Source organism: Pseudomonas sp. NPDC086112 (genome assembly GCF_044746425.1).
In the GTDB taxonomy this organism is placed as follows: domain Bacteria; phylum Pseudomonadota; class Gammaproteobacteria; order Pseudomonadales; family Pseudomonadaceae; genus Aquipseudomonas.
In genome coordinates this window covers 24,309-50,322 of sequence record NZ_JBIVCD010000014.1, presented here as the reverse complement: position 1 = coordinate 50,322, position 26,014 = coordinate 24,309, and the positions used below count along the sequence as shown (strand labels likewise).

Below are 26,014 nucleotides of genomic sequence, written 5' to 3'. Positions count from 1 at the left end.
GTGGGGGTTTCCTGCGTATCGGGTTTTATCGGCCTACTTACTTGTGGCGGGGCCCCCCCCCGCCCCCCCCACCCCCGCTCCCACATGGATTGCGCTTAACTGACTGGCATTGGGCGTCTGCACCCATCATGTTTTGAAGTTCGAAGGCTTATTTGAGGCTACTCAAGCGCCTTCCCAGCAGTCAGTTCAAATAACGCGCCGAGGATCGGGCGCAAGGCTTCGTTATGCATGGCAGGAGGCGTTACATGCGTTGTGTTCTTTCACTGCTGATCACGCTGGTCTGCGCCCAGGTGGCATGGGCCGAGCCCGCGGCCGAGTTGTCGGAACCGGTGGGCGGCTGGCGTTATCACGGCCTGCTGGACCGTAGTGAAAATCCGCGAGTCGCTTATCCCACGCCGCCCATCGACCGGGGCGTGCAGCGCAATCGCACGATGATCGAAGGCCAGCTCAAGGCCCTCGGCACGCTCCGACCGCCGCACAGCCTGGCGGTCAACGGCAATCCCCTTAATTTGTACACCGACGACCAAGGGCGTTTCGCCCGGCCGTATGCGTTCGGCGCCGGGTCCAACAGCGTCGAAGTGCGCAGTTCCGAGGGCAAGTCGCTCAAGCGCGTTCAATTCTACGAAGCCAACAACCTGCGCACGCCGGCACGCATTCGCGTGGTGCTGGGTTGGGACGATCCCAAGGCCGAACTCGATCTGCACATCATTACGCCCGACGGCCAGCATGCGTTCTGGGCTCGCCCGGCGATGAGCAAAGGCGGCGGCCTGGACCCGGACGGGGTCGATGGCCCCGGCCCGGAAATGTTCACCATGACCGCGCCGATGCATGGCACTTATCTGGTTTACGTGAACTATTGGGGCAACTTCGGCAGCGGCGGCTATAACTTCGATGAGACCAGCAACCAGAACGAGGTGATCACCTCGCAAATCAATCTGGTGCTCAACGAAAACACCGTCGACGAAAAACGCGAGACCTTCATCGTGCCTTTGCGAGCGATCGGCGACCTGCTGCTGGTCAAGACTTTCAACTATTAAACATCCCGCACCACGGATGAATTGGGTTTGTGAACATGAGTGATAACACTGTTTCCCCGGCTGCCGCCGATGCACCTGCCGCCAACACTTCCCGTCGCTGGCCGGCGCTGGTATTCGGGCTATGCCTGGTGGCCGGCGTGGCGGGCGGGTTGGGGTGGTTCCTGAACAAACCCAAGGCCCCGCCTGCGGAACTGGCCAGTGACAAACTGGGCATGAGCCGGCCGGACGGTCTGCTAGAAACCCATTCCCTGAGCCAACTGCCCAAGGATCTGCTGGCGGTACCGTTTCTCAAGGAAACCCTGACCGAAGATTTCGTCTTCTATTACCAGGCCCACGCCGATCGTCTCGGTTTGATCGGCAGTCTTCGGCGGATCATTTACGAGCATGACCTGAAGTTGCAGGACAGCCTGATCGAGCAGCTGTTCGATCAACCGGCGGACGTGGCGCTGTGGCGCGGTGCGGATGGGCGTCTCAAGGATTTCCTGTTGGTGATGGATCGCGGCGGGCTGGCCAAGGTGCTGGAGCCGCTGGCGAAAGTGGCGCTGGGTGATACGCAGCTGAGCAAGCTGGCTGAAATCAAGGTCGCCGGCGATGTGGTGCCGCTTTATCAACTCACCTACAACAACAGCAAAGCGCTGCTGTTCGCCTCTCATGGCGACAAACTGGTGGTGCTGTCCAATCCGGCCAAGCTTTATGACGCCGGCCACGGTCCAGTCGACGAACCCGGCATGGTCTCGACCGAATCGCTGGAAGCACTGCTCGGCGGCCAGAAACTGTTCCCCGAAGCCTTCGGCCTGCAACCCCGCGCGCCTGAGGTAAAACAACGTCTTTCGGTCAACTCCAGCGTTCTGGCCATGGGTTACCAGCGCTTCATCCCGAATTTCGCCGGCCTGCGTTTCGACATGGACGACAAGGGCTGGCACAGCTTCCTCGCCATGGATGAACTGGAAAACCAGCCAGACTTCGACTTCAAACCGATCTGGCAAGCCATGCCGATGGGCGCCAGCGCCTGCGTGACCTTGCCACTGGCCGCCGAACAACAGAAACCGCTGCTGGTGAAACTCGGTGCCGACGACGCCGTGGCCCAAGCCCTGACCGAACACATGGCCGGTGCCGCCGGCTTGTGCTGGTACGCCGACTCGCGGCTGTACACGCCGCTGCTGGTGGCCAGCCTGAATGACGATGACAGCGCCAAGCTCGACGGCGATCTGGGCAACTTGTTCGGCTCGATGGTCGGCGCCTACGAAGGCAACGTCGCCGAGCACGCGTTCCCGGTGGTCGAGAAACAGGAAGGCCAGACCCATCAGTGGCAGCGCCAGGTCAGCTCCAATTTCGGCCCCTATAAAGCCAAGGATGCCGAGCAACCGGACGCGATCACCGGCAAAGCCTTTATGCGCGTCAGCCTGGCTCGCCACGGTTCGACGCTGCTGTTCTCCCTTGACGACAAACTGGTCGACAAAGCCCTCGGCACCCTCGACAAACGCTTCCCGCCCATGGCTGACGTCGTGCCGAAAGACCTGCTGATGCCGATCTATTTCGGCCCGGACTCCATGGCGCAACTGATGCAACAGGAAACCCTCGACAGCCTGCCGCAAGACATGGAGCCGGTGTTCTACAACGCCGCGCAAACCTACCTGATCCCGAAACTGCGCACCCTCGGCGGCTATGGCAAATATGCCCTGACCTTGCCTAAAGGCAGCGAGCCCGACGGCCACTGGCAATGGCTGCCGCTGGAGTGGAAAGCCCTGTGACAGCACTTATCCGAGGCCTCGGCCTGCTGGCGTTGCTGCTGGGGACTCGCACCTTTGCCAGCGAAGCCGCAGCGCTCGACCCGCAGCAATCCCAGGTATTCCGCGCCTGGTTCGTGCGCATCGCCCAGGAACAACTGACCCAAGGCCCGAGCCCGCGCTGGTATCAGCAGGACTGCGCCGGGCTGGTGCGGTTTGCCGCCAACGAAGCGCTGAAAGTCCATGACGACAAATGGCTGCGCAGCAATGGCTTGTCCAATCGCTACCTGCCGCCCGAACTGCAACTGAGCGATGCCCAACGCAGCCTTGCCCAGCAATGGCAGCAGGGCGGTGGCAAGGTCGGGCCTTACGTCAACGCGATCAAACTGATCCAGTTCAACAGCCATTTGGTTGGCCGTGATCTGGCCCAGGCCCGACCCGGCGACTTGATGTTTTTCGATCAGGGCGACGACCAGCACCTGATGATCTGGATGGGCCGCTTCATCGCCTATCACACCGGCACTACCACCCCCACTGACAACGGCATGCGCTCCGCAAGCCTGCAACAACTCATGACATGGAAGGACACCCGATGGATACCCGACGCAGCCAACCCCAACTTCATCGGCGTCTATCGACTGAACTTCCTCTCCCAATGATTGGTGCCCGCATGCTGCGCATTTGCTCTCGAATTCCACTGTTGCTGGCCCTTCTGGCGCCTTTAGCCACGGTCAACGCCGAAGACACCGTTGAGCCAAGCGGCTACACGCCGGTGGCCGGTGAAAGTTTTTTCCTGCTGGCCGACAGCAGTTTCGCCAGCGACGAACAGGCGATGGTTCGTCTTGAAGCGCCGGGCCGCGATTACCGCCGGTTCCGCATGGAACCTTACGGCGGCGCGGACATTCGCGTGTATCGCATCGACAAGCCGCTGGATTTCCTCAAGCGCCAGAAGAACCTGCACCGCGTGGTCAGTGACGGCCAGTTCAAGGGCGAAGGCCTGTCGAACACCCTCGCGTACCTGTGGGACAACTGGTACCGCAAATCCCGTCGGGTGATGCAGCGGGCGTTTTCCTACGAGTCGCGTAAACAAGTCACCGAGGAAGTGCCGGAACTGAAGATGGGCACCGCCATCGCCGCGCCAACGCCCTACGACGCTCAGCCGCAATTCGCCTTGATTCCAGGCCTGCCGGTGGTCAGTCAATTCCGTTATCCGCTGTGGCAAGCCAAACCGATCCAGCCGCCTGAAGGCGTGAACCTGGCCGGTTCTTCCAGCGAGTTCGTCAGTGTCTCGCCGGGCAATGTGTACATCCCGTTGGGCAACCTGAAGCCAGGCCTGTATCTGGTGGAAGCGCTGGTCGGCAAATACCGCGCGACCACCATGGTTTTCGTCTCCAACACCGTGGCCGTGAGCAAGATTGCTGGCGATGAATTGCTGGTGTGGGCCGCGCGCAAACACGAAGGCAGTTCGGTGCCCAAGGTCAATGTGCTGTGGACCGACGGCCTGGGCGTGATGAGCAGCGGCGCAACCGACACCGATGGTTTGCTGCGTCTGAAACACGTCAGCCCGGAGCGTTCGTTCGTGATCGGCGAGGACGAAGAGGGCGGGGTGTTCGTCTCCGAGAACTTCTATTACGACAGCGAAATCTACGACACCAAACTCTATGCGTTCACCGACCGGCCTCTATATCGGCCGGGGGATTGGGTGTCGCTGAAAATCGTCGGCCGCGAGTTCAAGAATGCGCGGGATTCCGTGGCACCGACTGCTGCCGACGTGAATGTGACTGTGCTCGATGCTACGGGTACGGCGCTGCAATCGTTGGCGCTGAAGCTTGATTCCAAGGCCGGTACTCAGGGCCGTTTCCAGTTGCCGGACAACGCCGTGGCAGGCGGCTATGAGCTGCGTTTCAGCTACAAGGATCAGGCCTACAGCAGCGCCTTCCGCGTCGCTGAATACATCAAGCCGCACTTCGAAATTTCCATGAACCTGGCCAAGCAGGATTACCGCACCGGCGAACCGGTGAAGGGCAGTCTGGTGCTGTTGTACCCGGATGGCAAACCGGTGGCCAACGCCAAGTTGAGCCTTAGCCTGCGTGCCCAACAACTGTCGATGGTCGATAACGAGCTGCAATACCTCGGGCAATTCCCGGTGGAACTGACCAGCGCCGAACTGACCACTGATTCCAAGGGCAACGCCAGCCTCGACCTGCCCGCCGCTGAGAAACCGAGCCGCTACATGCTCACCGTGTTCGCCAGCGATGGCGCGGCGTATCGGGTCAAGACCACCAAGGAAATCCTCATCGATCGCGGTGCTGCGAGTTTCCGCCTGAGCGCGCCTCAGCGCTTCAGCGCGGTGGGCGGCAAGGTTGCCTTCAGCTATGCCAACGAAGGGGGCAGCGAGCAGAGCAAAGCGGTCAACCCGAGCAGCTACAGCTGGGTGCGTCTGGAGGATCAGACCACTGGCGAAGGTAAACTCGCCGCCAAAGATAAAGGCTTCACCCTGGCCTTCGACCGTCCGGGCACTTACAACCTGACGTTGAAAGATGATCACGGCCGCGTGCTTGGCGCGACCGGTCATTCGGTCACCGGCGACGGCGTCAAAGCCGTGCCCGGCACCGTGGAAATCGTCCTCGATAAACCCGAGTACAAGGCCGGCGACGAAGCCCTCGCGTTGATCACTTTCCCCGAGCCGATTATCGATGCGCTGTTGTCGCTGGAACGCGACAAGGTCGAGGCCACGGCGCTGCTGTCCAAGGGCAGCGATTGGCTGAAGATGGAAAAACTCAGCGAAACCCAATACCGCGCGCGCATTCTGGTGAAGGACAACTTCGCGCCGAACCTGACCTTCTCCGTGCTCTACACCAAGGGCGGTCAGTACAGCTTCCAGAACGCCGGGATCAAGGTGATCGCGCCGCAAATCGATGTGGCAATCACCACCGACAAAGAAGCGTATCAACCAGGGGATACCGTCACTGTCGATCTCGCTACCCAGTTCGCCGGCAAAGCCATTCCGGCGCACCTGACGGTCAGTGTCGTGGACGAGATGGTTTACGCCCTGCAACCGGAAGTCGCGCCGACCATCGACCAGTTCTTCTATCACCCACGCCGCAACAACGTGCGCACCAGCGCCAGTTTGTCGTTCATCAGCTACGACGTGGCATTGCCGGGCAGCCCAGGTGCGCCAGGCAAAGCCAACCGCAGCGAGCGCGGCGTGAAAGTGCTGGAGCGGCCGCGTCGCGAAGACGTCGACACCGCTGCGTGGCAGCCTGAATTGATCACCGATGCGAATGGTAAAACCCGCTTTACCTTCAAGATGCCGGACTCGCTGACGCGCTGGCGCATCACCGCCCGCGCCATCGCCGATGACGGTCAGGTCGGGCAGAAGAAGCAGTTCGTACGCTCGGAAAAACCGCTGTACCTGAAGTGGAGCGGCCCGACCAAGTTCCGCAACGGCGACAAACCGGATCTCGGTGTGTTCGCGTTCAGTCAGGCCGAGAAACCGGTCAAGGCTGAGCTGGTGATTCATTACGCGGGCGCCGAGCAACGTGTCCCGGTCACGTTGAACAACGGCATCAACTACATCGCCTTGCCCGCGTTCACAGTGGCCAATGGCGAGTGGACCGCCGAACTGGTGCAGGACGGCAAAACCGCTGATGCCCTGGCCGTGCGCCTGACCGCGACCGGCGAAGGCTGGCAGGTAACGCAAAGCCAAAGCCTGGACGTGGCCAGCGGTGATACGCCGTTGACCTTGCCCGCAGACGCCACGGATATTCGCCTGCGTCTGGATGACAGCCCGCAAGCGCTGTTCCGTTCGGCGCTCGATGATTTGCTGAGTTATCCGTACGGCGGCGTCGAGCAAACCGCCAGCCGTTTGCTGCCGTTGAGCATCGCTTATCCAACCTTGTCGTCGAACCCGCAGATCCGTGATCGCTTGCGTTTGATCATGCAGAACAGCCGTCTGCGGCTGGTGCAAATGGCCGGCCCGTCGGCGAGCTTCACCTGGTGGGGCTTTGACGGTGAGCCGGATGCGTTCCTCACCGCGTATGCCTATTACGCCGACTGGCACGCCAGCAAAGCGCTGGAACTGAGCCTGCCGCCGGAGCATTGGCAGCGGGTGCTGGAGGTGTACGCCAAGCAGTCGCAGAACACGCCGCTGTTGCAGCGGGCGTTGATTCTATCGTTTGCCAAGCAGATGCAATTGCCAGTGAACACGTTGCTCAGTGGTTTGATCGACGACTTGGTGAAGGCCGGCGAAGGGCATGCGGCGAGCGTGATGGACGATGGCGAAGAGAGCCTCGTCATGAGCGATCCGGATTCGGCATTGGGGCTGGCCAGTGCTCGGCTGTTGACCGCATCGTTGGCGCGTCAGGCCAAGGTCAATCTGCCGGAGGCTTTCAATGGTCAACTGGAGGCAGCGCAGCAACAAGTGGCCGCCAGTTCCCAGCCGTTTGTCGAAGCGTTGAACCTGTCGCTGCAAGCCTTCGATCAGGCGCATGCGCAAGCGCTGTTGCAACGCCTGTTGCCGCAGCAATCGACCCTGGAACGCGCCTTGGCGCTGACCTGGCTGCAACGCAGCATCGAACAGGCCTCGCCCACCATCGCACTGGCACCGGGCGAAGGCTGGAAGAAAAAGTACGGTGATACCGGTGAGATGTATTGGACATGGCAAGGCGCTGCAACCGTGCCTGCAACGTTGTCGCTGAGCGGGACGCAAGAACGCCCGCTGCGTGCCGCGCTGAGCTATCAGACCCAGAAACCGCCAGTGACCCCGATGGCCGTGACCATCACCCGTCGCCTGTCGCGCCTGGTGCCGGGTGACGAAGCGTTCGAATTCAAACTCGAAGCGGTCGGGACCAAGCCATTGTCCAGCGACAGCCTGTACCTGGACGAAGTGATCATCACCAGCAAAACCGCGAAACCGCTGCGCTACGGCATGCTCGAAGTGCCGCTGCCGCCGGGTGCGGACGTCGAGCGCACCACGTGGGGCATCAAGCTGATGGGCAAGGCCGGCACCGAGCCGACTTCGCTGGAGAAGGCGCGTTTCGAACCGGGGCAAATGGCTTATGCGGTTCCGGTGGATGCCTTGAGCGGTGAATTGCGCCTGCGTCATCTGGTGCGCTTCTCGCAAAAAGGTCAGTTCAACCTGCCGCCGGTGCGTTTCACTCAGGTTTACGCACCGCAGAACCAGGCTCAGGAACAGAAGCAGGCGCTCGGCCAGGTCACGGTCAACTGACATGACCCGGCGTTTGGTCTGGTGGCTGTTGTGTTTGATCCCTGCGCTGGCGACAGCGCAGGACGAGCCGTTGCGACTGGGCTTCAAGGATGAATTGCTTTCGTTGAGCCAGACTCAGGTGATCTCGCGTGAGCCATTGCCTGCTGATCTGCAGACGCCGCTGGGCAGTTTGTGGAAGCTGTTTGTCTACGGCTGGCTGGTGGACACCGGCGCGCGTGAGCCGGCATATGAGTGTCGCGGGCAATCGAAGGAAGAAGTGTATTGCTGCACGGCGGGCGGCAGGATTGAGCGCGATCAGGCGTTGGTGAAGTCTTGTGGGTTGTACTTTGAGCCTGCGCGCCTGGGCATTGCCGGTGCTGAATGGCGCGAGTATTGGCAGGCGAGACAAGCACCGAAGTGGCTGCTGGACTTGCCGTCGTTGCAACCGCAGACCCGGGTTTCGGTGGCTGAGTTGCTGAAGGTATTGGCCGTGATGCCGGCGCAGGATCAGGCGCGGTGGGTGTTGCTCGATGTGGTGCTGAATGCCGCTGACGGCAATGTCGTCGGTGAGCTTGGCGGCCGGTTGCGGGTGAAAACCTGGAGCTGGTTGGGGGATCAGGATCCTTCGTCGCGTCAGGGCGGGTTCGCTGGCTGGACGGCGGACGGCACGCCGATCTGGGCCGGTGGGCGCGGTACCAGTCAAATGGTCTTGCGCGCTTATGGTCCGGCGTTGGCAACGGTGTTGCCCTCGTCATGGCCCGCCGAGGCGGGTAAGTGCGTCGAGGTTGGACTGTTCGCGCGTTATCCGCTGAAACGTGTGCTGTCGGGAGATCGCGTGTTAGCGCCCGGGTCTTTGCAAGGCGACTATCGCGTCGAGTTCGCCAACGGCAATCAACTCGATATCCACAGCGACGGTGAGTTGTTCTTGCTCAAAGACAAACTCGTCGCCCGCCTGGATCGCGAAGAATACGTCGCCCGCGTCCTGCAGCGCGAAGCCAGACCGGAACCCGCCGAAGCCGCCAAAGCCCTGAGCGTCGCGATCCGCACCTACCTGCTGCAAAACGCCACCCGCAACGGCGACTGCCTGAGCATCGACGACAGCAGCAGCCGACAGCGCGTCGCCCCACGCCCGGCCGCGACCGAATCACGCAACATCGCCGCGTGGACCAGCGATCTGGTCCTCGCCGGCAGCAACGTCACCTATCACTCCGACCAACCGGGGCCGGACAAGCTCTCCTGGCTGCAAGCCGTCGAACAGGCCAATGCCGGTCAACGCTATGACGCCATCCTGCTGCACGCTTACCCGCGCGCCAGCCTCAGCCGCTGGGACAATCCAGTGGCTTCCTGCGATGCATTGCCCGCCGCGCAAGACTGGCTGCAGAAACAACGCCGCGGCTGGCGACCACGGCTGGAAAGCGAGGTTGGCTACAACGAAGTCAACACCTTCGCCGTCTGCCGCCTGGCCTTCGGCCGTCCTTTTGTCGACCGCGAACGCCAGCGCATTTACGTGCGCGGCGTGCTGTCGCTGCAAGACCGCCTCGACCTGACTCACGAATACCTGCACCTGGCCTTCGAAGCACACCCCAACGGCCAGGATGAAACCTACATCGAAGGGCTCGCCCGCCACCTCTTGCTGGAATAGGCCATGAAACTCCGTTACCCACAGGTCCTCCTGTTCCTATGTTCCTTTTGCGTATGGCCGACCACGTTCGCTGCCAATAGCGCGGTCAAAATCGACACCCCCATCGGCGGCTGGCGCACGGGTGCGCCCGAAGGCGAAGGTGAAAACTTTCGTCAGACGGTTAATTACCCGGCGTCCTCGGTGAACACACCAGTGGGGCAAGCCAATACCGCGCGTATCACTGGCCAGATCAACGCGACGCCCAAGGGCAATGAGCCAGGCAAGCTGATCGTCAACGGTGTCAGCATGCCACTGAAGCTCGACCCCGCCGGCCGCTTCGACCGTCCGTTCTCATTCCCCAACGGCAGCAACAGCGTTGAAGTCCGCAGCCCTGATGGTCAACAACGCCACCGTACCCAGTTCCTCAACACCAGCGGCGGCGCCACCCCGGCCAAGTTGCGAGTGCTGCTGGCCTGGGACAGCGACGGCACCGACCTCGACCTGCATGTCGTCACGCCTGATGGTGGCCACATCTGGTACGGCGACCGCGTCGCGGCCAACGGCGGCGCACTCGACGTCGACGTCACCACCGGCTACGGCCCGGAAATCTTCGCCATGCCGGCGCCGATCAAGGGGCAATACCTGGTCTACGTGAACTACTACGGTGGCGGGTATCGCAGTGATGAGGAGGGGCAGGAGGATGCGGTCCAGCCGCTGACCATGGCGCAGATTACGGTGATTACCGAGGAGGGGACGCCGAACGAGAAGATGGAAACGTTCCTGGTGCCGATGCGGGCGGTGGGGGAGTTGACGTTGGTTAAGGGGTTTAGTTATCCGTGAGTAGCAGTCCAATCTGTAGCAGCTGCCGAGCCCGCGAGGCTGCGTTCGAGGACGAAGTCCTCGCAAATCGGTGTACACGGTCCCACCTGAAAGTACCGTTTGCCTGATTTTACGACTGCTTCGCAGCTGAACGCAGGCTTCGCCAGCTGCTACAGGGAGTGCGTCGGCTGTTAACTGACAGGCATTGGCAAACGGACTGCGTATATCGGATTGCCTTTTTGAGGGTGTTCTTGCGGGCCTCTTCGCGAGCAAGCCCGCTCCCACACTGGATCTACTGTGATCACGAAATTTGTGATCAGCACCGATTAAATGTGGGAGCGGGCTTGCTCGCGAAGAGGCCGTCCCATCCACTACAAAACCCACAGACTGATAAACAGACAATGTTTAATCGACATCTACAGCCGTCACCTCTGTCGTTGTCGGGGCATTGACTCAGTTATCGCCGACCCAAATCTGCGGCTTGCGCTCATGCCACGGCAGCGCCTGCTCCAACTGCCCGGCCAACCGCAACAACACCTCCTCAGCCCCGAATCGCGCGGCAAATTGCAGGCCGATGGGCAAATCCTGCTGGCGGGACATGGCCAGCGGCAACGACATCGCCGGCGTCCCCGCCACATTGAACACCGGTGTGAACGGTGAGTGCTCGAAGACCCGCGCAGTCCATTGCAAACCGTCCATGGTTTGCGCTCCACGGCTGTAGGTGTTGAGGGCGTGGGGCAGGCGCGGCAGGGTCGGCGTCAGCAGTACGTCGAAGTCGTCGAACCAACCGGCCACGCTGCGGGCGATGAGGTTACGCACTTCCAGCGCGCCGGCGAACTCCACGGCGCGGGCCTGTAGGCCATAGGCGTAGCAGGCGAGGGTGGCGGGCTCCAGGGTACTCAGGTCGATGGGCCGTGAAGTGGTGGCGGCGAGCCCGTCGATCCAGCGCACGAGGGTGGCACACCAGATGTGGGCGTTGGCCTGGACGAATGAATCCCACGACGTACCGAGTGGTGCGGTCACTCGTTCCACGCGATGACCGAGCGCTTCCAGTTCGCGGGCCACGGCCAAGGTGGCCTCAGCAATCTCGGGATCCAGTGCGGCGCCGTTCCACGGTGTGTCGAGCAGGCCGATGCGCAATCGTCCTGGATCGCGTCCCACCTGCGCCAGAAAACCTTCGGCCGGTGCGGCGGTGTAGTAAGGATCGCCCGGCGCATAGCCCTGGACGATGTCCATCAACGCCGCGCTGTCGCGGACGGTTCTCGACAGACCGAGTTGTACGCCGAAACCGGCAAATACCTCATCGAGCGCCGGGCCGTTCGAGGCTCTGCCGCGAGTCGGTTTCAGCCCGACCAGCCCGTTGTAAGATGCCGGTACGCGGATCGAACCCGCAGCGTCAGTGGCATGGGCAATCGGCACGATGCCGGCAGCGACCGCGGCACCCGAACCACCGCTCGAACCGCCGGCCGACAGCCGAGTGTCCCACGGGTTACGGGTCGGGCCCTGGAGCACGGATTCGGTCTCGGTGCTAAAGGCCATTTCCGGGGTGGTGGTGCGTCCGAGGGTGGCGAGGCCGGCGGCGTTGAAGCGTTGCATCAGGTACGAATCCGACTCGGCCACCAGGCCTTGGGCCAATCGGCTGCCCAGCTCAACGCGGCGGCCGGCCGAGGTAATCGCCAGGTCCTTGATCAGGAAGGGCACTCCGGCCAGCGGCCCCGTGCCCTCGGTGACAGTGGGCGACCAGTGTTCAATGACCGCGTTGATTTGCGGGTTGACCTGTTGCACGGCGGCAATGGCCAGCTCCGCCAGTTCAGCCGACGTGACTTCGCCAGTCGCCACCAATTGCGCGAGACCGATACCGTCGTAGGTTACATATTCGTTCAGATTCATGGGAGTTCTCCAGTTGAGAGCCCCGATGATAGGTGCCGCCCGCGGCGCTGATTAGCCCATAAAAGCGGTATGAAATGTGCCGTCAGTGGCACAATTGGGCCATCTTGATTTTCCCTCGCAGGTGGCTCGAATGATCCGGGACTTGAATGACACGCTGGTGTTTGTGCGCGTGGTGAGGTTGGGCAGTTTCACCGCCGCCGCCCATGCCTTGCAGATTCCGAAGACGACCGTCAGCCGCCGCGTGCGCGAGTTGGAACAGGCCATCGGTGTGCAGTTGTTGCGCCGTACCACGCGCCAGTTGAGCCTGACCGAGGCGGGGGCGGTTTACTTTGATCAGTGCAAGGACATCGCCACCACCCTGGAACACGCCGAGCTGGCAGTGCATCAACTGCGCGATGATCCGCGCGGCTGGCTGCGGGTGACGGTGCCGTACTCGTTTGGGGTCAGTTGGTTTTCACCGTTGGTGGCCGGTTTTCGTCAGGCGTACCCGCACATCAGACTGGAGATTCTGGCGTCCCACGTGCCATTGGATCTGGTCGGCGAGGAGGTTGATGTGGCGCTGCGCCTCGGCGCCTTGCCGGATTCCAGTCTGGTCGCCCGCCGCCTGGCGAGTTACGCCACGGGCATCTACGCCGCGCCTGAGTACATCGAGCGCCACGGCCTGCCGGCGACGCCGGACGAACTGCTTCAACACCGCACATTGGTGCTGCATCAGGCTCGTCGCGATGTGGGTTACGTTTGGCCGTTGCGCAAGGCTGGCGCCAAAATGCGCAGTTATCGGGTTGAGCCGACCATCATTGCCAATGATCCTGCCCTGCTAAAAGATGCATTGTGTGCCGGCGAAGGGTTGAGCCTGGGCATGGATCAAAGCATGCAGGCCGATGTGGACGCGGGAAGACTGCGCCGGGTGCTGCCGGAATGGATCGGGCCGCCACAGGACCTGAATGCGGTGACAGCTCGGGAGCATTTGCCATCACCCAAGGTGACGGCGTTTATCGGGTTTTTGAAGGCGCACATGGCGGCGGCTGAAGCTGGGCCTGATTCGGTGTGATTTAACCGGAAACAGGAGGGTGTTCTTGCGGGCCTCATCGCGAGCAGGCTCGCTCCCACATTTGATCTGCGGCGATCGCAAAAAATGGATTCATAGCAGATCCCCTGTGGGAGCGAGCCTGCTCGCGATGAGGCCAGTCCATCTAATGCTTCTGCTGACTCTCCGCCACAGCGGCCTTCGATTTACTGAACCGATAAAACAGATTGGGCTCGCTCACAATGTAAAGCTCGCCATCGGCGTCCATGGTCATGCCTTCGGCTTGCGGTATGGTTTTTTCGAGGTCATCCGTCAAACCGAGCAAGGAGCGGATGCTGACGAAAATTCCGTCCTGATCGAGTTCGGTCAGGTTGGAGGACTGCTCGCTCAGCAGCAGCAAGTGACCGGTCCGAGGATCGTAGTAACCCTCGGAAAGGTCCATGCCGAAGACGCTGCGGTCGATCCAGTTCGTCAAGTCCTTGATGCGGACCTGCCACGAGCCGTCGATGGACGCGAGCATGCCCGTGACCGAATACAGCTGCCGCGGGTCGCGTTCCTTGATCGCGAAGACGCGATCATTGACCGGATCATATGTCACGCCTTCAAAGCCCTTGTTGTGTTCGCTCAGGTTGATCTCGATGGCGAGAAACGGTGCGTTTTGCGCATGGATAGGGCCAGGGGTACTCGGCAAAGTGACGACGTACAGTCGCTGCAACACTTCATCGGCGATCACCACTCGCCCCTTACCCAAGTAAGCAATGCCTTCCGTGTCCTGGAACCCGATCAGCGGATAACGTTCAAGCAGATCGCCGTTACGGCTCAGCGTGACAATCGCCATGGAAGAACTATTGGTGATCCCCAACAGACGATCCCGGTCCGGGTCATAGGTGATGCCGGACAAATCGGTGACGCTCGCAATAGGCTTGGCCTGGATCACGGCCTTATAGTCCGGCAGCCAGATGTTTTTGTCCGGCGCCTGATTGCCGTGCCAGAGGTTTTGCCAGTGCGCATACAGCTGCCGGTGGACCATAAAATGTACCGAAACCGCGTAGGCGCCAAGCAATACAACAATGAAAAATATTCCCGGCTTCCATGCCTTTCTCATGACTTTTCCTTGTCCCAGCTGAAGCGATAGACCTTGGGTGGCTGTCCGGGATGGCAACGGCCGTTATCGGCATCGGCGCCTACGATCGACCACTGCGCACGAGACGTTTCGCCCAGCGCATGGGCGGCTTCAGGATTGAAACACTGGCTCAACACTCCGTCCGGCACTAGGGCGTACGCCTCACGGTGGTCGCGCAGCCACTGTGCCGCTTGTTCGACCGAGGAGTTTCTAACGCCGAAATGCACGATCGGCTGCCGGGCGAATAACCAGTGGCCCTCGCGCCAGTTGACCAGCACCAGGTCAGCGCCGTGGGTCATGGTTGCCGCCTGCGCCATAATCGCTTCATGGGGGTTGGGACCTTCCTTGATCGGCTCGACGAAACCGCGGGCGAACCACAGAACAAACCAGGTCACCACCAGCGCCTGGAATATTCGCCGACCGCGCGGGCGTTTACCGAACCAGCGCTTGAGCAGCCATGGAATCAGCGGCGCGGCCACCAGCACCAGCCCTGGCAGCGCCGGATAGATGTACAACTTGCGCTTGCCGCTGCTCAGGCAGAAGAACAACACCACCAGCACGACCCAGCCCAGCAGCACTAGCACTCGACCGTCGTGTTTGCGCAGTTGCCGGCGCCAGGCCGGCACCAGCCAAGGCAGGGCCAGCACCAACGGCAGCCAGTATTGCGGGATCACGTTGACGAAGAAATACCAGAACGGTTCGCGGTGGTCCCACGCGGCGGCATAGCGTGCCGCCGTCTGGCGCAGCAGGATTTCTCGCGCGTAGGCGATTTCATCCGCAGTGCCATTGAGCACAATGGAAAGCGCCAAGGGCAGCAGCCAGATGGCGATGGCGCCGAGCGCAACCAAAAAGCCCAGGAACCACTTGCGCGCTTCGCCCGGCATGGCCACCACACCGGACCAGTTTTTGCGCACCGCGTAGGCATACGGAATCAGCATCAGGACCGGGACGAAGCCGACCCCTTTGGTGATCACGCCTATGCCCATGGCGGCGCAGCCCACATAGAACCAACGCCACGCCGGCCCAAGCAGCAGATGTCGCGCCAGCCCGTACAAGCCCAGCGACGTGAACAGAATCAAAAAGCTGTCGATCTGCCCGGTTCGCAAGATGCTGTAAGTCTGATACGTGGCCAGGTACAAGAGCGCCGCCGTCCGACCGATGCGCTGATTCCATAATCTGCGACCCAGATCGTAGACGATGGCCGTGACCGTGGCGGCCGACAAAAGCCCCGGAATATAGAGGGCGAGGGCGGGCAGGCCGGTGAGCCACGCGAAGAACGCCACCGTCCACATAAAGATCGGCGGCTTATCGCCGTATATCTCCGCGGCGCGGTGGGGGATGAACCACGCGCCGTTGTGCAGCATTTCCAGGGCCACGCCGAGGAAACGTTCTTCGTCCACATTCTGCGGTTGACGCAGCCCCAGCCCGGCGCCGATCAACAGCAAGGCGAGCAGCATCAGGCCCAGGCATTCGATCCCGGGCGACAGGGTTTTGCGCATGGCTCAGTCCTTTAAATGTCTGCTGCGGGCAATCAATTGCAAGTTGCGCAAATAGACGATGGAGCCAAAGGCCTGGCCGACAATGAAGACCGGGTCTTGCCGGTAAATGGCGTACGCGAACAGCAAGGTGCTGCCGACGATGCTCAGGTACCAGAAGCTCACCGGGATCACGCTGCGTTTCTTGTATTCGCTGTACAGCCACTGCAAGACGAAGCGCCCGGTAAAGGCGATCTGGCCACCGAAGCCGATCACCAGCCATAGGGTTTCGCGGGAGAGGTTCATCCTTCGATCTCCTGTGCATTGGTATTCAGCCGTGTGCGCTTGATCAGCCACCAAACGCCGAACAGGTCGAGAATACCCACCAGGGCACGGTCGATGTTGCCGTATTTGGACACCCCGGCCGTGCGGGGCCGGTGGTTGACCGGATGGACGATCATGCGGCCGTTGTGACGCTGGATCAGCGCAGGAATGAACCGATGCATATGGTCGAAGTACGGCAAGCGCAGAAACGCCGCACGCTCGATCAGTTTCAGCCCGCAGCCGGTGTCCGGCGTGGCGTCCTTGAGCAGGCGGCTGCGCAGGCCGTTGGCGAAACGCGAGGCCCAGCGCTTGCTGGCGGTATCGCGGCGGTTGACCCGGTGACCAGCCACCAACTGAACGTCTACCAGACCTTGTTCACCGCGCACCAGCGCCAACATCCCGGGGATGTCCGCGGGGTCGTTTTGTCCGTCGCCATCGAGTGTCGCCAGCCATTGGCCCCGGGCATTGAGCGCTGCATGGTAGAGCGAGGTGCTTTGTCCCAGCGAACGCTCATGACGCAGGATGCGCAACGCGCTCAGGCCGTTGTTTTTCATCTGCCGCAGTTCATGCAAGGTGGAATCGGTACTGCCATCGTCCACGACAATGATTTCGTAAGCCTCATCGGCCAGTGCGGTGCGGATTTCCTCAAGTAAAGGTTTGAGGTTGTTCGCTTCGTTTTTTGCTGGAATCAATACAGATACAAAAATGTCTTGGCTCATAGAGTCCCCCTTGCGCCTTGGTCTTTTATTATCAAGGGCTCACGTTTCATATCTGGTAGAAGTGGCGATACCACTTCACAAATTCCGCCACGCCTGTTTCAACCGTCACCTGAGGGCGGAAGTCGACCCACTCGGCCAGTGCCGAAATATCGGCCCAGGTCTTGACCACATCGCCCGCCTGTAGCGGCATGAAGTTGCGTTGGGCCTTGATGCCCAATGCCGCTTCCAGGCAATCGACGAATTCCAGCAGCGGCACTGGCTGGCCGCGGCCTATGTTGAAGATTCGGTTTACGCCATCCTCTGGCCCGTTCGGCACCGGTGGTTTTGAGCGCAGGCGAGCGATGCTTTCGACGATGTCGTCGATGTAGGTGAAGTCGCGCGACATCTGGCCATGGTTATAGATGTCGATCGGCAAGCCTTTGATGATCGCCTCGGTAAACTTGAACAGCGCCATGTCGGGGCGCCCCCAAGGCCCGTAAACGGTAAAAAAGCGAAGACCGCTGGCCTTCAGGCCATAGAGGTGGCAGTAGCTGTGCGCCAACAGTTCATTGGCTCGTTTAGTGGCTGCATACAGCGAAATGGGATGATCGACGGCGTCTTCGACACTGAACGGCATTTTGCGGTTGGTACCGTACACCGAGCTGCTCGAGGCATAGATCAGATGCGCGGGGCGGTGATGCCGACAGGCTTCCAGCACATTGAGAAAACCCACCAGATTCGACTGCGCATAGACGTCCGGGTTGTCCAGCGAATAGCGAACGCCCGCCTGGGCCGCCAAGTGCACAACCTCGGTGAAAGCATGGTCTTCGAACAGCGCCATCAAGGCCGGTTTGTCGACGATGTCCAGAGTCTGGAAACGAAAGCCCGGCAAGGATTCCAACGCCTTGAGCCGTGCATGTTTGAGTTCCACGCTGTAGTAGTCGTTGAGATTGTCGATGCCGACCACTTCAAGGCCTTCCCGACACAATCGCTTGACGGTGTGATACCCGATGAAACCGGCGGCGCCCGTGACCAGAACCGTCATGAGGCCCGCGCCTGTGCGCGACCAATCCCCGCCGTGCGCAAAGGAGGCCTTTGCATGACATTTACCCCTGAGTGTGTGTTGATCAGCTTATTTTTTTTGGTTGATACCACTGTAGGCTCCATGCCTTGCTCCGTTGTTTATCCCAAGCTTGCGCGGTGCTCATGAGCGCAGTGCCCGCCGCCGTATACCGTGCCTGCTCATATGTAAAAAAAATGTTAAGCGTTGATGTCGATTTTGTGACTGTCCCCTGATGTGCCAGTCGTCCTGCGGGCCCTTACAACGCGGCGCCTAGCAGTTTCAAGTATTGGGGGCTCTCGGATATCGAATTGTGGCCCGTGCCCGGTATGACCTGCAGCGAGGCCACGCCCTTGGCGAAATGCGTGTAGAGCCGCTCCGTGCTTGAGCGCGGTACGACTTCGTCGTGTTCGGCCGCCATCAACAGCGTCGGGACCGTGATGTGAGAGGCATATTTCCAGGATTCGAACCTGTCCTGAAGCAGCCACTTCACCGGGAACCAACGGAACTGCCGGGCGGCGAGGTCTTCAAGGCTGTTGTAGGGCGTGATCAGGATCAGGCGCGAGGCCGGGCGTTGGCTGGCGAGGCGCACGGCGACGCCCGAACCCAGGCTGCGCCCGACCACGGCGATAGTGGGATGGGTGTTGTAGACCATGTCGAACAAGGTCATGGCATCTTGCTGAATCGCCTCCTCGGACGGCGACCCGGAACTGCCACCGTAGCCTCGGTAATGCAGCAAGTAGATCGCATGATCCGCAAAGGCCTGGGAAAAATCGGGCAGGCTGCGGGAAACGTCCTCGGCATTGCCACCAAAGTAGATCAACGCCTTCGGGCCGTCGTGTGGCCTGACGGTCACCAGCACTTGCGCATCGGCGACTTGCAGCGTCAGCAATGTTTCGGGCGCGTCGATCGCGCGTGGTTGCGGGTAGTAGATCAGGGCGCGCTGAAAGACGAACAGCGCCGCGCAGAGCACCAGGTACGCAACGGCAACGAATGCGAAGAGAGACATCAGGGTGCGCGACATTCGGCTAAGTTTAGTGGACGACATGGACTGCTTTGGGCCTTGAGACAGCTATTGCCTGAGTGCGGCCAAAGTGTAGTTCAGCAAATTCAGCTGTACAGGAGAGGTGCCCAATGTCAGTCAATCAAGCGCAATTCCTGTGGGAGCGGGCTTGCTCGCGAAAGCGGTGTGTCAGGCAGCATCAATGTTGACTGTGCCGCCGTCTTCGCGAGCAAGCCCGCTCCCACAGGGTTGCGTGTTACTGACTGGTCTTTGCCTATGATTGTTTTCAGCCGTAGAAAAATACTCACGCTGGCTGCCGGTGTTTCGGCGGTCTTCACCTTCGATCCGGCCTATGCCGCATCGGCGCCGTCGACGGAAACAGGAGGCAAGAACATGCTGACCCGAGCCATTCCTTCCAGCAACGAGCCGTTACCCATGGTCGGGTTGGGCACCTATCGTGGCTTTGATGTCGCGCCTTCCGACTCCGCCTACAAGCAACTGCCCGCCGTGCTCATCGCGTTGTTCGAGAAGGGCGGCACGGTGATTGACAGCTCGCCGATGTATGGTCGCGCCGAGCAGACGACCGGTGAATTGCTGTCGATCCATCGGCCTCGTTCGCCTGCGTTTCTGGCCACCAAGGTCTGGACCCAGGGTCGCGAAGAAGGCATCGCGCAGATGGAACAGTCGTTCAAGCTGTTGCAGACCGACCGTATCGATCTGATGCAGATTCACAACCTGCTGGACTGGAAAACCCACCTGCCCACCCTGCGCCAATGGAAGGCAGAAGGGCGCATCCGCTACATCGGCGTCACCCATTACACCGCGTCGGCGTATGACGAGGTGGAAGCGGTATTGAAAGCCGAACCGATGGACTTTTTGCAGATCAACTATGCCCTGGACGACCGCGGTGTCGAGAAGCGAATCCTGCCGCTGTGCCGTGAGCGCGGTGTGGCGGTGATCTGCAATCGACCTTTCGGCGGCGGCGGTTTGCTCGTGCGTTTGAAAGGCAAACCGCTGCCGGGATGGGCCGCGCAAGTGGGGGTCATTAGCTGGGCGCAATTGGCGCTCAAGTTCCTGCTGGCTCATCCGGCGGTGACCTGTGTCATCCCCGGTACCAGCAACCCGCGCTACATGGCGGAAAACGCCGGTGCCGGTTTTGGCCCGATGCTCACGGATGCGCAGCGTCAACAGTTGATGGCCTTGGTGGGGTAGTCGTGTTGGCGGGACGACTAATGCCAGTGAATCAAGCGCAGTCCCTGTGGGAGCGGGCTTGCTCGCGAAGACGACGGCACAGTCAACATTGATGTCGCCTGACATACCGCTTTCGCGAGCAAGCCCGCTCCCACAGGTTCTGCGCTTAACTAACTGACATTCCAGCGGTCGGCAATGCATGCGCCGTTTCCAGCGGAATCTCCAGGGTGAAAACCGCTCCGTGGCCCGGTCCATCGCTATGCACGCGAAGATGCCCGTTCATCTCTACCGCCGCGAGCGCACAACTGTGCAGGCCAAAACCATGACCTTCCTTGCGCGTGGTGAAGCCGTGATTGAAGATGCGGGTGATGTTTTCGGCAGCGATCCCTTCGCCCTGATCCTCTACGCTGAGGCGCAGCGTTGTGTTATCGACAATCTTGACGCCCAGCGTCATCTGGCGCTGATGGTCGCTGACCTTGGACATTGCATATTTGGCATTGCTGATCAGGTTGATCAGGATCAACAGCAGTCGGTGTTTGTCGCCGATGATCGTTGGCGTGTCCTGGTAGTCCTTGGTGACGACGACATGGTGTCGACTCAAGGCGCCGGAATTCATGCGTAACGCATCCTCGAACAGATCGACGACGTTCAACGGCTCGACCAGCCTGGCGGCACCGGCATAGGCCTGTTGAGTGGAAACGATGTCCTTGATGTGATCGATGCTTTTGGTCAGTTGCGACAGTTCGTCAACGATGCTCGATTGCTCGGTCGCGATGGAGTCGACCAGTTGATTGAGGTAACCGCGAAGCAGTTTGCCTTTTTCATCGAAGGTCATGAACTGCCCCAGGTCTTCGGCATGCTCGTTCATCATGTTTACCGCTTTACCCAGGCCAAGGGTTTTGCTGGCCGCCAATTTGCGGGTGATCACATCTGCCGAGACGTTAACGCTGTTCAGCACATTGCCTACGTTGTGCAGCACATTGCTCGCGATCTCCGCCATGCCGGCCATCCGCGCGGCATCGACCAGTTCGCGCTCGGCTTCCAGCAGTTCGCGGGTGCGTTCCTCGACGCGTTGCTCCAGTCGCTCGTTTGCCGTTTGCAACTCATTGTTCATCTTGTTGATCAGGGCATAACTGCGAATCAGGCGGCCGGCCAGATACAACAACAGCAGGGCCATGATGCCGGCGCATATGCCCAGGTAAAGGTGATATTGGCGGTCTGTCGCGCTGGTGCGCCGTTGTTTCTCGTTCAATAATTCGTTGATGCTGTCCAACTGCCGTGCGACCGGAATCACACTGATGCGATCAAGCAGATCATTGACGATGGGCTGTTCTCGAACAATGGCATTCACCGCGTCTACAAAGGCAGTGAAAGGCGGGCGCTGTTCGGGCGGCAGTTGATTGATGTATTCATTCAGATACTTCATATGTCCGGAGATTTCCTCAGCCCTTTCGCTGGAGACATAGAGGGCGTATTCAAGGGTGTCCAACGTAACATCGAACACCACTGAGGCCGCCACAGCATCCACTTTCGGGCGTTTGTCGTTGAAATCTTCCAGCAACACCCGAATGTTATCTTCCAGCTCAGGCAGGGCCTCGAATGATATTCGCAAGGCCGTGTTGTGCTGTTTGAATTGCTCAACCAGTCGGGTTTTGTTTTCTACCGCATCCAGATAACCCTCGCGTCGAGTTTGCCAAAGGGTCGAGAGGGGGCCGGTCGCATTGAGGTTGTCGAGCTGCGCCCATCGCTGTTCTGCTTCAGCGGGGGCTCCCAGAAACAAATTGTCGTTCAGGCCGATTTTGGCTCTCAGAACCTTCACGTTCCAGTTGGCATCGAACTGCTTGAGTTGGCGAACGAAGTCGCGCGACTCGAAGTAGGTCGATGTGTCGTAGGAATAGGATTTGATCAGCAAAAATATCAGTACGCTGAAAAGAGTCAGCGCAATGGCGCCCAAGGCAGTCCATTTGTAATGATTGGAAAGCTTCATTGCGGCATTCCTCCCTGGGCCATCCTGAGGGAGAGGTTTTGCCAACGGTTAATGATTTCCATTTTTGCGCTCCCTGCAAAATGGCGATGATCACCACATTGTTTGTAAGCCTAGCGTTGTTGGCGGACACCGTTGAAAAAAACACCGAACGGCGGGTCGGCACTCGTTGTTAGAGCCCTGAGTGTTGAAACACCCCTCGGCGGATCCAATCACGCCGAGGGGCGTTTTTTTTACAGATAGAGGCTATGAATGACCTGACGACTGTCATCGGGATCGTGACGGGTCTCAAAGCCCAGGGCTTTGGCCAAATCGCGCATGGGGGCATTGCTGGCGGCGTCGACGGAATACATCTGACGAAAACCATTCTTGCGCGCGGCCTTGATCAAATGCTCCATCAGCGTGGTGCCCAAGCCCAGATGCTGGTACTCATCGGCAACCGTCACGGCACATTCACACTCAGTGTCGGCGGTGGCGGCATAGCGGCTGACACCGATTTCAATCAGTTTGCCGTTGTCATGGATCAGGGCGATGTAAGCCAACCGCTTCTTGCCGTCGACATCCATCAACTGGTCGAGCATGGCCGTGCCGGGCTCATTGACTTGCGCCAGAAAGCGCATGTGCCGCGACTCCGGGGACAGCTGCTTGATAAAAGCATATTCACGTTCGCGGTCTTTTTCTGTCAGCGGCCGGATCAGCACATGGCGCCCGTCCCTGAGCGCTTCAATCCAGTACTGTCCGGAGACGGCAGCGTAGGCGGCGGCCGCTCGGTCATTGTGGTCTTTAACAGTGAGCATGGTGCAATTCTCCATTCGGGTTGAAAGGCTCGCGCGTCGCAACGAACCACGCGGTTCATTTCTTTTTTACGCCGCTGGCGGCGCTTGAATCTGATCTGGATCAGACACTCGTGACAGGCAGGCTCAAACGCTTGCATCTGATGTAAATCAACCGGGCCAGGGGGTAACGAGCGCAGTCTGGGAACATACCGGCGCTTTGGACCGGCACCGAATCGAGGTGTGTGATGGGTCAATATCAACGTGTGTTGCTGATCGCCGACCGAACCCTGTACCAATCCCCGGCCTTGCAGCGCGCCGTTGCCCTCGCCAAGGTCAGCGGGGCGATTCTGGATGTGCGGGCGTTCATAGAACCGGCCCCGATCATCCATTTGTGGGAAGAAAAAACCGATGAGGCGGAGTACCAGCGCTATCTGCGCCGCTATCGCCGCTGGATGGCGGAAGAAATTCAGCGCCTCAGCGGTGAGGGACTGAAAGTGAGCGTGGAAGTGGTCTTCACCACTCATCCATTGCTGGACATCCTGAGGTGCGTCGAAGAGCTCAAGCCCGACCTGCTGATCAAGGACGTCACGCTGGAGCCGCTGCTCAAGCGCGTGTTTGTCACCCCTCTGGATTGCCATCTGCTGCGCGAATGCCAAGTGCCGGTGCATCTGGTCAATCAGGCCCGTCACGCTTTGCCGCACCGGATCGTGGCGGCAGTGGACCCGTTCGACCCCTCGACGCAAATCAGTGGCCTCAACGACACCATCATTCAATCGGCGAATGCACTGGCCCTGCAATGCGATGCACCGCTGCATCTGCTGTACGCGTATGACTTGTCGCCGGCCTTCAATGGCGATGCGCCCTTGGTCAGCGGCGGGTGGAACGTGGACTTCATGGAGGAGCTGCGGCAATCCCTGCACCAGGCGTTTGTGAGCCTGGCCGATCGCTATGGCGTGCCACCGGAGCGCCGGCATTTCATCATGGGCCTGCCGGCGCCGGTGCTGAGTGAGTTTGTCGAGGAGTATCTGGCCGATGTCGTTGTAATGGGCACGGTGCATCGGGTGGGGTTCGATCGGTTGATCGGCAGCAACACGGAACGGGCGCTTTACTCGGTGCCGGGCAGTATTCTGGCGGTCAAACAGCCGGGATCGCGTGTCAGGGGATGAGCACAATCGCGCCTTTGACCTGACCGGCCCGCAGGCTGGCCAGTGCCTGATTGGCATCGTCCAGGGCGAAACAGGTGACATCGCTGTGCACGGGCGTATGACGCAGCTCTGCAAAAAACGCCGTGCCGTCCTCGCGAGTCAGGTTTGCCACTGAACGGATGCTGCGTTCGCCCCACAGCAATCGATAAGGGAAGCTGGGAATGTCGCTCATGTGGATGCCCGCGCAAATCACACAGCCACCCTTGACGGTGGCCTCCAGCGCCAGTGGCACCAGCGCACCGACGGGGGCGAAGATCAGGCTGGCGTCGAGCGGGTGCGGCGGCGGTTGATCCGAGGGACCTGCCCATTCGGCGCCCAGGGTTCGGGCATAGGCCTGGCCCTCGCTGTCGCCCGGTCGGGTGAAGGCATACACCTGCTGCCCCCGGCCCCGTGCCACCTGAATCGCCAGATGCGCCGCCGCGCCGAAGCCATAAAGACCCAGATGACGCGCCCCTTTGGCCATTTGCAAGGCGCGAAAACCGATCAGCCCGGCACACAGCAGCGGTGCGGCTTCGGCGGCCGAGAGCGCGTCCGGGATGGGAAAACAGAAATGGGCGTCGGCAACGGTGTACTCGGCATAACCGCCATCCAGGTGACAGCCGGTGAACCGGGCGCGATCGCAGAGGTTCTCCCGGCCCGAGCGGCAGAATGTGCACTCACCGCACGTCCAGCCGAGCCAGGGAACGCCCACGCGCTTACCGACCCAGTCGGGCGCGACGTTGGTACCCACCGCCGTCACTTCACCGACGATTTCGTGGCCCGGCACCCGCGGCAGCACTGCTTGCGGCAATTCACCATCCACCAGATGCAGGTCGGTGCGGCACACGCCACAGGCCAGGACTTTGATTAACAGTTGGCGTGCGTCGGGTATCGGGATGGCACGCTCCTCCCGTTGCAGCGGCTGGCCGGGGGCATGCAAAACCATCGCGCGCATGACGATTCTCCAAAAGCCGATGCACCTGGGGCGTCAGGGGGGCGACTGCTGGTGACAGCCGACGACCAATTGCTTGAGCCCCTCCAGATTCAGGACTTTGACATTACGCCCGGAAATCTCGACCAACCCCTGATCCCGTAGATGAGCGATGCCCCGACAGATGGTTTCCAGGCGCAGGCCCAGATACGAGCCGATCTCTTCACGGCGCATCTTCAGCACGAAGTCTCTGGACGAGTACCCGCGAATGCTCAGCCGTTGCGACAGGTTCAGCAGGAAGGTTGCCAGGCGTTCATCGGAGTTCATGTTACCCATCATCATGAGCATGCTGTGATCACGCACGATCTCCCGGCTCAGGAGCTTGTTCATGTTGTGTTGCAGTGAGGGCAACTCCTGGGCGAGTTTCTCCAGTTGTGCGTAGTGCAGGGGGCAGACTTCGCTGTCTTCCAGGGCAAAGGCGCTGCAGGCGTGCCGATCGTCGCTGATGGCGTCCAGACCGAGCATCTCGCCGGGTATCTGAAAACCGGTCACCTGCTCGCGGCCATCGACCGACAGCATGCTGGTCTTGAATGCACCAATGCGTACCGCATACAGCGAGCGCAACGGATCACCGGCCCGGTACAGGGCGGCACCTTTTTTCACCTTTACCCGCTGAACGATCAGGGTATCCAGCCGCTCGACCTCCTGACCGGTCAAGCCGATCGGCAGGCATAACTCCAGGACGCTGCAGTTGGAGCACGCGGCCTTCAGATAATGATGTTGGTAGGGTCGGGTTTCGGGCATCACTTGTAGCCCCCTGATAGTGGGTAAAGGATAGTTTGGATCGCAACTTAAATCGGGCGTTTACGGGGGCAATCGACGAGCGGGAAAAGGCTCGTCCTCGTCGAGACGGGGCGGCCGGCGCAGGACTTGAT

20 protein-coding genes are annotated in these 26,014 nt (G+C 60.4%); 9 read left to right on the top strand and 11 right to left on the bottom strand.

Annotation, left to right across the window (positions count from 1 at the left end):
- Positions 1-245 precede the first annotated feature (245 nt).
- From ACIPLA_RS12735 to ACIPLA_RS12710, 6 genes are read left to right on the top strand one after another with little or no spacing between them, the layout of a single operon-like run.
- Positions 246-1,037 carry a YfaP family protein gene (locus tag ACIPLA_RS12735; RefSeq protein ID WP_401173351.1) on the top strand — a complete coding sequence of 264 codons (792 nt, stop codon included), beginning with the start codon at positions 246-248 and terminating at the stop codon, positions 1,035-1,037.
- Positions 1,038-1,072: 35 nt separating this feature from the next.
- Positions 1,073-2,788 carry a DUF2138 domain-containing protein gene (locus ACIPLA_RS12730; RefSeq protein ID WP_401173350.1) on the top strand — a complete coding sequence of 572 codons (1,716 nt, stop codon included), beginning with the start codon at positions 1,073-1,075 and terminating at the stop codon, positions 2,786-2,788.
- Positions 2,758-3,423: a DUF1175 domain-containing protein gene (locus tag ACIPLA_RS12725; protein WP_256348518.1), complete on the top strand. Its 666-nt coding sequence runs from the start codon at positions 2,758-2,760 to the stop codon at positions 3,421-3,423. Before ACIPLA_RS12730 ends, ACIPLA_RS12725 begins: the two co-directional genes overlap by 31 nt.
- On the top strand, positions 3,420-7,994 hold the full coding sequence (locus tag ACIPLA_RS12720; RefSeq protein WP_401173347.1) for an alpha-2-macroglobulin family protein: 4,575 nt from the start codon (positions 3,420-3,422) through the stop codon (positions 7,992-7,994). The genes ACIPLA_RS12725 and ACIPLA_RS12720 overlap by 4 nt, the downstream gene beginning before the upstream one ends.
- A 1-nt stretch (position 7,995) precedes the next feature.
- A complete protein-coding gene (locus ACIPLA_RS12715) occupies positions 7,996-9,615 on the top strand; it encodes a DUF2300 domain-containing protein (RefSeq protein WP_401173345.1) in 1,620 nt (539 codons plus the stop codon).
- A 3-nt stretch (positions 9,616-9,618) separates the two neighbouring features.
- A complete protein-coding gene (locus ACIPLA_RS12710) occupies positions 9,619-10,434 on the top strand; it encodes a YfaP family protein (protein ID WP_401173344.1) in 816 nt (271 codons plus the stop codon).
- A 432-nt stretch (positions 10,435-10,866) separates the two neighbouring features.
- Here the strand turns inward: ACIPLA_RS12710 and ACIPLA_RS12705 are convergent, their stop codons facing one another.
- Complete coding sequence (locus ACIPLA_RS12705) at positions 10,867-12,303, bottom strand: amidase (RefSeq protein WP_401173342.1); 1,437 nt, start codon at positions 12,301-12,303, stop codon at positions 10,867-10,869.
- 130 nt (positions 12,304-12,433) lie between these two features.
- Between ACIPLA_RS12705 and ACIPLA_RS12700 the strand changes: the two genes are divergently transcribed.
- The gene (locus ACIPLA_RS12700; protein WP_401173340.1) at positions 12,434-13,354 is read left to right on the top strand and encodes a LysR substrate-binding domain-containing protein; all 921 of its coding nucleotides are present in this window, start codon (positions 12,434-12,436) and stop codon (positions 13,352-13,354) included.
- A gap of 142 nt (positions 13,355-13,496) precedes the next feature.
- On the opposite strand, the gene ACIPLA_RS12695 is transcribed toward ACIPLA_RS12700, so the two are convergent.
- The 6 genes from ACIPLA_RS12695 to ACIPLA_RS12670 all read right to left on the bottom strand — a co-directional run bounded on the left by ACIPLA_RS12695 (position 13,497) and on the right by ACIPLA_RS12670 (position 19,058).
- Complete coding sequence (locus ACIPLA_RS12695; RefSeq protein WP_401173338.1) at positions 13,497-14,435, bottom strand: SdiA-regulated domain-containing protein; 939 nt, start codon at positions 14,433-14,435, stop codon at positions 13,497-13,499.
- On the bottom strand, positions 14,432-15,952 hold the full coding sequence (locus tag ACIPLA_RS12690) for an ArnT family glycosyltransferase (RefSeq protein WP_401173336.1): 1,521 nt from the start codon (positions 15,950-15,952) through the stop codon (positions 14,432-14,434). Before ACIPLA_RS12690 ends, ACIPLA_RS12695 begins: the two co-directional genes overlap by 4 nt.
- A gap of 3 nt (positions 15,953-15,955) precedes the next feature.
- On the bottom strand, positions 15,956-16,234 hold the full coding sequence (locus tag ACIPLA_RS12685; protein ID WP_008008386.1) for a lipid-A-disaccharide synthase N-terminal domain-containing protein: 279 nt from the start codon (positions 16,232-16,234) through the stop codon (positions 15,956-15,958).
- A complete protein-coding gene (locus ACIPLA_RS12680; RefSeq protein WP_008008384.1) occupies positions 16,231-16,971 on the bottom strand; it encodes a glycosyltransferase family 2 protein in 741 nt (246 codons plus the stop codon). The genes ACIPLA_RS12685 and ACIPLA_RS12680 overlap by 4 nt, the downstream gene beginning before the upstream one ends.
- A gap of 46 nt (positions 16,972-17,017) precedes the next feature.
- The gene (locus ACIPLA_RS12675) at positions 17,018-17,995 is read right to left on the bottom strand and encodes an NAD-dependent epimerase (protein WP_401173333.1); all 978 of its coding nucleotides are present in this window, start codon (positions 17,993-17,995) and stop codon (positions 17,018-17,020) included.
- A gap of 274 nt (positions 17,996-18,269) precedes the next feature.
- On the bottom strand, positions 18,270-19,058 hold the full coding sequence (locus ACIPLA_RS12670) for an alpha/beta hydrolase (RefSeq protein ID WP_401173331.1): 789 nt from the start codon (positions 19,056-19,058) through the stop codon (positions 18,270-18,272).
- Positions 19,059-19,406: 348 nt separating this feature from the next.
- Between ACIPLA_RS12670 and ACIPLA_RS12665 the strand changes: the two genes are divergently transcribed.
- Positions 19,407-20,225 carry an aldo/keto reductase gene (locus ACIPLA_RS12665; protein ID WP_401173441.1) on the top strand — a complete coding sequence of 273 codons (819 nt, stop codon included), beginning with the start codon at positions 19,407-19,409 and terminating at the stop codon, positions 20,223-20,225.
- 145 nt (positions 20,226-20,370) lie between these two features.
- Here ACIPLA_RS12665 and ACIPLA_RS12660 read toward each other — a convergent pair whose 3' ends face one another.
- Complete coding sequence (locus ACIPLA_RS12660; RefSeq protein WP_401173329.1) at positions 20,371-22,191, bottom strand: DAHL domain-containing protein; 1,821 nt, start codon at positions 22,189-22,191, stop codon at positions 20,371-20,373.
- 230 nt (positions 22,192-22,421) lie between these two features.
- A complete protein-coding gene (locus ACIPLA_RS12655; RefSeq protein ID WP_218394538.1) occupies positions 22,422-22,985 on the bottom strand; it encodes a GNAT family N-acetyltransferase in 564 nt (187 codons plus the stop codon).
- A 224-nt stretch (positions 22,986-23,209) separates the two neighbouring features.
- Here ACIPLA_RS12655 and ACIPLA_RS12650 point away from each other — a divergent pair, with 224 nt between their 5' ends.
- Positions 23,210-24,130, top strand: a complete 921-nt coding sequence (locus ACIPLA_RS12650) for a universal stress protein (RefSeq protein ID WP_218394539.1) — start codon at positions 23,210-23,212, stop codon at positions 24,128-24,130.
- On the opposite strand, the gene ACIPLA_RS12645 is transcribed toward ACIPLA_RS12650, so the two are convergent.
- Positions 24,120-25,103, bottom strand: coding sequence for a zinc-dependent alcohol dehydrogenase family protein (locus ACIPLA_RS12645; protein ID WP_401173326.1), 984 nt, complete (start codon positions 25,101-25,103; stop codon positions 24,120-24,122). The two genes, ACIPLA_RS12650 and ACIPLA_RS12645, sit on opposite strands and share 11 nt — an antisense overlap.
- Positions 25,104-25,136: 33 nt before the next feature.
- Positions 25,137-25,883, bottom strand: coding sequence for a fumarate/nitrate reduction transcriptional regulator Fnr (gene fnr, locus ACIPLA_RS12640; RefSeq protein WP_401173324.1), 747 nt, complete (start codon positions 25,881-25,883; stop codon positions 25,137-25,139).
- Between the last annotated feature and the right edge of the window lie 131 nt (positions 25,884-26,014).